4 protein-coding genes are annotated in these 10,733 nt (G+C 59.1%); all 4 read left to right on the top strand.

The window, feature by feature from the left end:
- The first annotated feature begins 37 nt into the window (after positions 1 to 37).
- The 4 genes from HMPREF2751_RS02460 to HMPREF2751_RS02445 all read left to right on the top strand — a co-directional run bounded on the left by HMPREF2751_RS02460 (position 38) and on the right by HMPREF2751_RS02445 (position 10,728).
- Positions 38 to 457 carry a hypothetical protein gene (locus tag HMPREF2751_RS02460; RefSeq protein WP_070546260.1) on the top strand — a complete coding sequence of 140 codons (420 nt, stop codon included), beginning with the start codon at positions 38 to 40 and terminating at the stop codon, positions 455 to 457.
- Between the two features lie 182 nt (positions 458 to 639).
- Entirely contained in the window at positions 640 to 837 is a 198-nt protein-coding gene (locus HMPREF2751_RS02455; protein ID WP_016422270.1) for a hypothetical protein, read from the top strand.
- Positions 838 to 1,231: 394 nt separating this feature from the next.
- On the top strand, positions 1,232 to 10,327 hold the full coding sequence (locus tag HMPREF2751_RS02450) for a type I polyketide synthase (protein WP_070595308.1): 9,096 nt from the start codon (positions 1,232 to 1,234) through the stop codon (positions 10,325 to 10,327).
- A complete protein-coding gene (locus tag HMPREF2751_RS02445) occupies positions 10,324 to 10,728 on the top strand; it encodes a holo-ACP synthase AcpS (RefSeq protein ID WP_016422272.1) in 405 nt (134 codons plus the stop codon). Before HMPREF2751_RS02450 ends, HMPREF2751_RS02445 begins: the two co-directional genes overlap by 4 nt.
- Positions 10,729 to 10,733: the final 5 nt, after the last annotated feature.

The raw sequence follows: 10,733 nt of genomic DNA, 5'->3' as shown, positions 1-10,733 counted from the left end.
CTGAAAGTCAGACACACTTTTTGCTACTTAACCCACCATGACTATGAAAATTGTTGTCTGCGTCGTTTATCCCCGCTATCCGGATAACACTGAACCTCTCGGCGGGTTCGTCGAGTCCGAGGAGACCGCCCGCAAGATAGACGACTGGTGGCGTGCACAACCTGGCGACATGATTGGTACCTGGGAAGATTTCGAGGTCGAGGTCGAAAGCCGCGACCAGATTCTCTACGGGGTATTTAGTGGTACGCCCGCCCACAAGATTGACGAGCCAGACTACTACGACCCTATATGTCACGGGGTGTACACCGACCGTAAGGTGGCTGAACACGCAGCTAAGCCGGAGACAATGTGGGAGGCCAACAACTGCCCTCCTAAGTTTGTGCTTCCGTTCCGCCTGGGCTGGAAGTTTGACCGGTATTTCCCCGATGGAAAACCCTGGCCGCCAGACCGGTCGTAGACCTGCGACAGTTTTCGCATCGATAAGGGGAACGCAAGACGGGGCAGCCGCACAGCGCGCGTGAGTACCATTCTGGGAAACCTCTGTCCGCTCATTCCACTGCGTAGGGCAATCGAATCTGTCGATACAATGACGCTGATCGAATCGTATCTTGAATCGTAAGGTGGAAGCAGGGAGGCAACATGAGCATCTCGATGCATCTGGATGAGTACATGGCGCGTCGTGGCATAGTTCCCGACGACACTGTGGTCAACGATGATCCCTGCGCAATCTTCGACGGCAAGGTCGAGCGCGATGGTAAGTCGCAGCAGGACCTTGAAGAGTCAGAGCGGCGCTTAGAAGAAGCGGAGTCCACAATTCTGGATATGCTAGGCGATTAATCGAGGAAAGATTGAGCGTTCTCGGCGCCCATTGACACGCATTCCGGGTGTGATGTTCATCACCGATTGGGCATAAATTGGCTCAGTCTTCCGGGCTTCATTTTCCACTGCCGGTGCTGACAGAGTGGTGAAGTGCAAGCAATTTCTCGACAGGGGAACACTGTTTTCTACCTGCGAAGTTCCTTCATTTTAGAAGCGTTGTACTCGCTGATTTCGCAGCCGTGTTCGGCCTCTCGTTTTGGGGTTGCAAATTATCTTCGCGTTGATGGCATCACAAAACCGCACGAGAAAAACATGATGGATTCCTCATGATTTATGGCATAGTGTCCTGGCAAGGATTTGGAAACAAAAGATGTTTTCATTTCGTACTCCACAAGACAAGGACCTCAGCCACGTGAAATACGAAAAACTCGCCACTTTGCAGACCAATGTCGTAACTGCTCCAGACCTGGGTACTTTTGCAGTCACTTTCGCCGGTCAATCGCAACCATGGCTGGACACTCTCTCCAGCGTCATGGCCAGTGGCAACTCAAAGAAACTACGGGAAGTTTTCACTCGCGCTGAGGAACTGCTCGCACCGCTTGACGACGATCTCATCGGCCAGCTTCCCGCAGGTTTCGACCCCTTCGGCTGGGCAATCTCACTCGTTACAGACGAGCCATTTACCGGAGATACAACCAACCCTGCGGTCAGCGTCCCGGGCATCGTCTTGGCACAGTTGGGCATTGTCGAGTTGCTGGAAAAGCAGGGAATTAATATCACCGAAGCGGTAGCGGTAACCGGTCATTCGCAAGGTGTTCTTGCCGCTGAGATTGTCGCTCGCCCAGAGAAGGCAGCAGAGCTTCTGGCGCTAGCTCGCCTCATCGGTGTGGCGTGTGCGCGCGGAAGCCGAGTAGCCGGATTTGGGCGCGCGCCGATGATGAGTATCTCTGGCCTGACGGTCGAGGAGTTGGAGCCTTTCCTCCCCCAGGGCTGTGTCATCGGTCTGAAGAATACGCAGACTACCAGCGTAGTTATCGGCAAGCAGGATGAACTAGACCAGCTGGCAGAGCAGCTCACAACGCAGCAGCCGAAGGGTCGGAAAGTCGAATGTACAGTTCTGCCAGTTAGTGGCGCATTCCATCACCCAGCGCTGGTACCTGCTGTGGCATGGGTAGTGGAGCGAGCTGAGCGCATTGGGCTAGATGCGGAAACGGCGGACCGGCTTGCGCGTGCAATCTTGGTTGACCCCAGTGACTGGAGCGCCGAGGTACGGGGGCTCATCGACCAAGGAGCAACCACCATTTTGGATTTGGGGCCGAACACAGGCGTCGTCAAGCTGACAGAACGTAACGCTGAAGGCTATGGCGTGGCGGTGATTCCTGCGGCGACAGCTGCGGGTAGGGGCGTCCTGTCTGAGAGCGACATTGAGCATCCGACATCGTGGCTGGAGTTTGCGCCGCGTCTGGTCACTGGAGACAAGCCCCGTGTCGAGACGAAGTTCACCAAGTTGACCGGGCGCTCGCCAATTCTGCTCGGCGGTATGACCCCGACAACCGTTGACCCTGAGATCGTGGCGGCTGCTGCGAATGCGGGGTTCTGGGCGGAGCTGGCCGGTGGCGGCCAAGTCACGCCGGAAATCTTCGAGGCTAATGTGGCGCGACTCTCCGATCTGCTCGAGGAGGGGCGCAGTGCACAGTTCAACACCATGTTTTTGGATCCGTACCTGTGGGGTTTGCACATTGGAAGCCGCCGTTTGCTCCCGCGCGCAGTGGCAGCGGGGCGACCGATTGATGGAGTCACCATCTCCGCGGGAATCCCCGAGGTGGACGAGGCAGTTGAGCTAGTAAAGCAGCTGCGTGAGGGCGGGATTCCGCATATCTCCTTCAAACCGGGCACAATCGCACAAATCGAGTCGGTGCTCGAAATTGCAGACACCTTGGCGCAGCAGGGCACACCGTATCCAATCATCATGCAGGTTGAAGGTGGGCGTGCCGGCGGCCACCATTCCTGGGAAGACCTCGATGACCTGCTAATTAACACCTACGCAAAGATCCGCAAGCGAGATGTGGTGCTTGCTGTTGGCGGCGGTATCGGCAAGCCAGAACAGGCCCGTGATTATCTGATGGGCACGTGGTCGACACGGTACGGATTGGCGCCGATGCCGGTCGATGCTGTCATCATCGGCACAGCTGCGATGGCAGCCAAGGAGTCGACCGCCTCTGAGTCCGTGAAACAGATGCTGGTCGACACCGTCGGCACTGACAACTGGATCCCCGCTGGTAGCGCCATGGATGGCATGGCGTCGGGACGCAGCCAGTTGGGCGCTGATATCCACGAAATTGATAACGCCGCAGCACGCGCAGGCAGATTGCTTGACGAAGTCGCAGGTGACCTCACTAAGGTCACCGAACGACGCGCAGAGATCATCGAGGCAATTAACGCCACCGCGAAGCCGTACTTCGGGGATGTCGTCACCATGACGTATGACGAGGTGCTGAATCGCTATCTCGAATTGTGTGCGCCCGAAGGGACGTTCCTCGATCCAACGTGGTCGACGCGCTTTGTCGCACTCGTCGATCGCGTAGAGGCACGATTGAATGCAGTCGACGCGGGCACGTTTGACGCGCTTGCCGACGGCGACAGCTTGCGCACTCAGCCGCAGAATGAAATCTCGCGACTATCCGGCCTGCTGGATCTGGATACCCAGCTCCACCCAGCAGATGTCACCTTCTTTATCTCTGAGCTCTGCCGCACACCTGGCAAACCTGTGCCATTCGTTCCGGTTATCGATGATGAGGTTCGTCGCTGGTGGCGATCGGACTCCCTATGGCAGGCGCATGACTCTCGCTACGATGCGGATCAAGTCTGCATCATCCCAGGGCCGCAGGCTGTTTCGGGCATTACCCGCGCGAATGAGCCAGTAGCGGAGATTCTGGGTCGGTTTGAAAAAGCTACTGCACAGGCATTGATGGATATCGGCTACCTGCCGGAGGCACCTGTTGACGCCCTCAGCCGGATGCTCGCAGCACCTGTGATTTGGTGGGCTGGTCGACAGCAGCCGAATCCGGCGCTGGCACTTGGCGCGGAACATGAGTGGGTATGTGTATCTGACGCAAGTGATGTCTCTCGTTCACAACGCCTGGAGCACCCAGGTACTGGTGCCATTTTGGAGACCATTGGAGTTGATGGCAGCAATGATGAGGGCGGGGAGGAGCTCGTCTGGGCACAGCTGACCGTTCCGCTGCCCGATGCTGCGGGGGAGAATACGCAACTGCGAATTCGCCTGTGCCAGAGTGCAGCGGTGGGCGCAGTGCCCGTCGTCAAGCATGAGGATGCGGCAGCCGCGATGCGGGAGCTGACGCGAATCGCGGCTGGCGGTGAGCTTGCAAACATCGTCGATGGGGTCGCGGAGTGGGAATCCGAGTGGGATCCGATGGCGATGGCTGACTACGATGCGGTCACTATTGCAGCTGCCGGCGATGAGTCGCAGGCGACGGTGCCGGACGCGTTGGTCGGGCATGCTTGGCCAGCGATTTTTGCGGCAGTCGCGCAGGCGCGTACTGAGACCGGCATTGATGTTGTTGAGGGCATGCTCGCGCTTGTTCACCTTGAGCATCACATTCGTATGATTGGGGCTCTGCCGCAGGAAACCACAACGTTGCGGATTAGCGCGCGTGTCGATGAGGTCGTTGATACGGACTTAGGGCGACTAGTTGTGGTGCGCGCGGAGGTTCGTGATGGCGATACGCTGCTCGCCACCTTGAGCGAACGGTTTGCCATTCGTGGCCGAAACGGCGGCGAGACAGCACGGACCAATACTGTGCCATTTCCAACGGTCACGGACACGCCACGGAGTTTCCGCGGTGCGTTGACCGTGGAAGCGCCTAAGGCGATGGAGCCATTTAGCTGTGTCACGGGCGATCGCAATCCTATCCACGTCGATTCCCGGGCAGCAGCGCTAGCTGGTCTACCAGGGGTTATTGTCCATGGAATGTGGCTGTCGGCGATGGCCGAGCATGCGGCTGTTGCCACGTCGGATGCCGGCATTGGCAATCGGGTGATTGAGTTCACTGCGACTATGCTGAGTCCGGTTCTACCTGGTCAGGAAGTGAAATTCTCTGTCGAACGCCGTGGTTTTGATGACCGTCCAGGCGCCGGTGAAGTCCGTGAAGTCACGGCCACAGTAGAGGGCGAGCTGGTACTGACTGCCACTGCTGTAATTGCCGCACCGACGACTGCATATGTCTTCCCTGGCCAGGGGATTCAATCACAGGGGATGGGGCTGTCTGCCCGGACTCGCAGCGTAGCGGCCCGCCGCGTGTGGGACCAGGCGGATGCGATGACCCGAGAGAAGCTTGGCTTTTCCGTACTGGCTATTGTTCGGGACAACCCGGTAGAGGTGGTTGTGGATGGTGTGCGCTATTTCCACCCAGAAGGTGTCCTGAATCTGACTCAGTTCACCCAGGTTGCGATGGCGACGTTGGGGCTGGCGCAGGTTGCGGAGCTCCGTGAAGCAGGGCTGCTGGATGAAACAGCTCACTTTGCGGGACACTCTGTCGGTGAGTACAACGCGCTGGCGGCTTTCGCTGGTGCGCTTGACGCAGATGCCGTGTTGGAGGTTGTCTACCGCCGCGGTTTGACCATGCATGAACTGGTCGAACGTGATGAGCAGGGGAGGTCCAACTATGGTTTGTGCGCCCTGCGTCCGGACAAGATCGGCGTACGCGAGGACGAGGTCACTGAGTTTGTTAATCGGTTGTCGCAGGAAACCGGTGAGTTCCTCGAAGTCGTAAATCTCAACCTGGCAGGCAAGCAGTACGCCGTCGCCGGCACCGTCGCGGGCCTTGCGGCACTGGCTGAACAGTGCGAGCGCCGCAGCTCGGACGGCAAGGGATACGTGCGTATCCCAGGTATTGATGTGCCATTCCACTCCAGTGTCCTACGCGACGGTGTGGATTCCTTCCGTAAACACCTGGAGCGGCTGCTGCCAGCGGAAATCGCTCCAGAACGCCTGGTGGGACGCTATATCCCGAATCTCACCGCGACCTCTTTTGAGCTGACCGAGAAGTTCGTCCGCCAGATGGCTGCAGTCGTCGACTCAGACATTCTGGAAAACATCCTTGCCGACTTTGATACTGCTGCTGAAAACCCGGCGCGCCTGGCCCGCATGTTGCTGGTCGAGTTGCTGGCCTGGCAATTCTGCTCACCGGTGAGGTGGGTCGAAACGCAGGATCTGTTGCTTGAGGATCTCGGTGTCAGCCGCATTATTGAAGTCGGTGTAGGTACAGCGCCCACACTGGCAAACCTGGCTGCCCGTACCTGCCAGTTGCCCCGCCACCGAAGCCGTGACATTCGAGTGCTCAATCTCGAGCGTGATGCTGATGCAGCGTTTATGCGCGACCAAATTCAGCCGGAAAAGACTGAGCCCGAGTCGGAGGTGACACCAGAGCAGGACGCGGCGCAGACCCTATCTGGAGCAGCAGGAGCATCGGGAGAAGCAGGATCAGCGGCGCCGGCGGTATCCGCAGACCAATCCGCGGCGACCGAACAGGCAACCACGATCACGAGTGCTGCCACTCCGGCTGCCGAAGTTGCTGATATCGCAGTCAGCCCGGCAGAAGCGCTGGAAGTTCTTATTTGCCAATGGACGAAGGTGCGCCCCGACCAGCTCGGCGCCGCCGACTCCATTGAGACTCTGGTCGATGGAGTCTCATCTCGACGCAATCAACTGCTGCTCGATCTCGGAGTGGAATTCGACCTCGGTTCAATCGAAGGGGCCGCAGATGCGGAACTGGCTGATCTAAAGGACAAGATTGATAGCTTGGCCAGTGGGTATTCGGCATTCGGTCCGATTCTCTCCGAAGCCATTGCCGACGGTATTCGCCGGATTACCGGTCCTGCCGGTGCAGGCGCGAATTACATCGATGACTATGTGGTCGATGAATGGCAGCTCGGCAAGGGGTGGGCAACCGCAGTTAGCGCCGAGATGATGCTCGGTACTCGCGAGGGCGCATCCCTGCGCGGCGGTGATCTTGCGCATCTGGCACCGGCCGCCCCAACCAGTACTGCTGAACTCAACCAGCTGATCGATGAAGCAATCCTCGCGGTCGCCTCGCAGCGAGGTGTATCTGTCGCTAAGCCGTCGGCAAGCGACAGTAGTGCTGGGATGGTCGACTCGGCTGCACTCACTGAGTTTGCAGATAAACTGACTGGTCAACGAGGAATTCTTGCCACCGCTGCACGCACGATTCTGGAGCAACTCGGCCACGAGATTACCGGTGCCATTGACTTCGATGCCGAAGACGCCGACAGCAACCTGGTAAATCTCGTCACTGCTGAACTCGGTGCGGACTGGCCGAAGCTGGTCACCCCGACGTTTACGCCCACCAAGGCAGTGCTGCTCGACGACCGCTGGGCCACCTCCCGCGATGACCTAGCACGCCTCTGGGCAGCCGCTGATGAAGACGTGGCTGACACCGCGCCGGGCAGTATCCACGAAACCGCAGTCGAGCAGGCACAGTGGTGGGCTGCCAAGGCAGACGCGGCAGGGCGAACACAGTTGGCGAGTATCTACCGACAGCTGGCGGATGAGTCCATCACGAATGTGGACGAACTATCGATGAATGCCGACATCGCAGTTGTTACCGGTGCATCGCCAAATTCGATTGGCTCCGCTGTGACTGCACAGTTGCTGTCTCAGGGAGCAACCGTTGTTGTCACTACCTCACGCCTGGGACATGAGCGCCTGAGCTTCTACAAGCAGCTCTACCGCATGCATGCGCAGGGCGAGGCGAAGCTGTGGGTGGTACCGGCGAACCTGTCCAGCTTCCAGGACCTGGATTCCCTTATCGACTGGATCGGAACCGAGCAGACTACGACGATTGGTGCGGAAGTGGTTGTGACCAAGCCCGCGCTGTCACCGACGCTGCTATTCCCGTTCGCGGCGCCTACGGTCTCAGGTTCGCTTGCCGACGCCGGTCCTGCGTCCGAGACCCAAATGCGTCTGCTTCTGTGGTCGGTGGAACGACTCATCGCAGGGATATCAGCACTTGGCGGGGACAATAATCTGGACCATCGTTTGCATGTGGTGCTGCCGGGTTCACCGAACCGTGGTCGCTTCGGCGGTGATGGTGCCTATGGTGAAGCCAAGGCCGCACTCGATGCAGTGGTGGCGCGCTGGAATGTGGAGGACGCTTGGCGCACCCGCGCCACTCTGGCTCATGCACAGATTGGTTGGGTTCGAGGCACCAACCTGATGGGTGGAAACGATCCGCTGGTTGCTGCAGTGGAAACAAAGGGAGTTCGCACCTTCTCCACCGAAGAAATGGCAGCTGAACTCATTGAGCTCGCGAGCTCGGAGGCTCGGAAGAAGGCACAAACCCGCCCGATTCAGGCCGATCTCACCGGCGGATTGGGTGACGTCGACCTCAACATTGCGCAATTGGCGCAGGAGGCTGCGCAGGCGGCTGGCCCAACAGCTCAAAGCTCCGAGGTCGCTAGCGGGGCGCGTTCGCAGGAGCCGTCGTCAAGCCGTGTTCTGAGCGGTCTGCCAAGCCCACGCCGACCAATTGCGCAGACAACACCGACCTTTGGTGACATCGCAGCGGCTCCGGAGGACATGGTGGTCATTGTGGGCGCCGGTGAGCTTGGGCCGTACGGTTCTTCCCGGACGCGCTTTGAGGCTGAAGTCGATGATATTTCTGCAGCAGGAATTGTGGAATTAGCCTGGTCAATGGGGCTGATTTCCTATGAGGGTGGCTGGCGCGATGCCGACGGGCAACCGTTGGCAGAAAGCGACATTGCTACGCGCTACCGCGATGAAGTACTGGCGCGAGTTGGTGTGCGTCGTTACGCCGATGATGGCGATTTGGTTGACAATACGATGACTGAGCTGACCACGGTCTACCTGGATCGTGCGTTGAGCTTTGCTGTGCGTGACCGCGCGGCAGCGGAGACTTTTGTCAGTTCCAACCCGGACAACACCACTGCGAGCTTCGATACCGAGACAGGGCAGTGGCTTGTGACACGGGCCGCTGGCACGCCAGTTCAGGTTCCACGCCGAATGGCGATGAGCCGCTATGTTGGCGGTCAAATTCCGCAGGGCTTTGACCCGGCACGCTACGGTATTCCGGCAGACATGATGGACAATCTGGACCGCGTGAGCTTGTGGAACATTGTCTGTACTGTCGATGCCTTCTTGTCATCGGGCTTCAGCCCAGCGCAGCTGCTGGAAGCGGTCAACCCGGCGCGAGTGTCGTCGACACAGGGCACAGGTATTGGTGCGATGGAGTCGCTGCGCAGTCTTTACATCGACGGTCTGCTGGGGCAACCGCGAGCCAATGACGTCCTGCAAGAGGCATTGCCAAATGTTATTGCCGCCCACGTTATGCAGTCGTATGTCGGTGGCTACGGGCAGATGATTCACCCTGTGGCAGCCTGTGCGACGGCAGCGGTGTCGGTGGAGGAGGGCGTCGACAAGATTGCCCTGGGTAAGGCAGATTTTGTTGTCGCGGGTGGCTTTGATGACCTATCCACAGAGGGAATCACAGGTTTCGGCGACATGGCCGCCACAGCTGACTCCGCCACCATGGAAAACAAAGGCATCGAGCATGAGTACTTCTCCAGGCCGAACGATCGTCGACGCGGAGGTTTTGTGGAATCGCAAGGCGGTGGCACGGTGCTGTTGGCTCGCGGAGACATCGCCCGTGACATGGGGCTCCCCGTGCTCGGTGTCGTCGCATACGCCCAGTCCTTCGCCGACGGCGCGCACACATCCATTCCGGCGCCGGGTTTGGGCGCGCTAGCGGCCGCTCAGGGCGGCGAGAAGTCTCGGTTGGCTCGCGCCCTTGCAGCACTCGATGTCACTGCGGATCAGGTCGCGGTGTTGTCCAAGCACGACACCTCGACCAATGCCAACGACCCAAATGAGTCCGAACTGCATGAACGCATTGCAGATGAACTCGGTCGCGAGCGCTCTAACCCGCTGTTGGTGGTCTCTCAGAAATCGCTGACGGGACACGCTAAGGGTGGTGCTGCAGCGTTCCAGATCATTGGTCTGACCCAGGTGTTGCGCAGCGGCATTGTGCCAGGTAATCGATCGCTGGACTGCGTCGATCCCGCATTGGCTGAGCATTCGCGTCTGGTATGGCCAACGAAGGCAGTCAATTTCGGCAATACGTTGCCGCTGAAGGCTGGCTTTGTTACCTCGCTCGGGTTCGGACATGTCTCGGCACTGGTGGCAGTCGTGCATCCGGAAGCTTTCTACCAAGCGATAGTGCAGCACGATGGCGCTGAGGCTGCGGAGCGTTGGCGGTCCGCGGCGTACAACCGCGAAGCGGCTGGTCTGCGTCGCATTGATGAGGCTATTTACGGTGGAGAAGCCCTCTACGAGCGTCCACGCGAGCGAAACCTGGCGGACGGTGGTCGGTTCGGTTCACCCGCTGCATTGGAAAAGGCAGTTCTGCTTTCCGACGGCGCCCGTCTGATCGATGGTGTCCTCCAGCCATGATTGGCGTAGACCTCGTCTATATTCCGGGCTTCGAAGAGCAGCTGAATATGCCAGGAAGTCAGTTCGCGCAGGCTGTTTTCACACCTGCGGAGCTACTGGTAGCTAGGCGCCGCGGAGCAGTCGGCGGCGCGCTGGCGCGTCACTTAGCGGGCCGCTGGGCTGCGAAGGAAGCCTTCATCAAGGCCTGGTCGCAGACTCTCTTCGGCAGCCAACCGCCGATTGCGCGCGATCAGCTGGACTGGCGGGAAATAGAGGTGCAGCCGGATGCCTACGGTCGCGTGAGCATCAGTCTCCACGGGGCTGTGAGCCGCCATTTCCACGATCAGGAGTGGCAGCTGGGGCCGTCGTTAAGCATCTCGCACGACGGCGACTACGCAATCGCCGTCGTACGCTTGGACTAGTCCGG

The organism is Corynebacterium sp. HMSC063G05 (genome assembly GCF_001810555.1).
GTDB lineage: Bacteria > Actinomycetota > Actinomycetes > Mycobacteriales > Mycobacteriaceae > Corynebacterium > Corynebacterium jeikeium_D.
The sequence above is the reverse complement of the archived record's forward strand: the minus strand, read 5'-3'. Positions and strand labels throughout refer to the sequence as shown.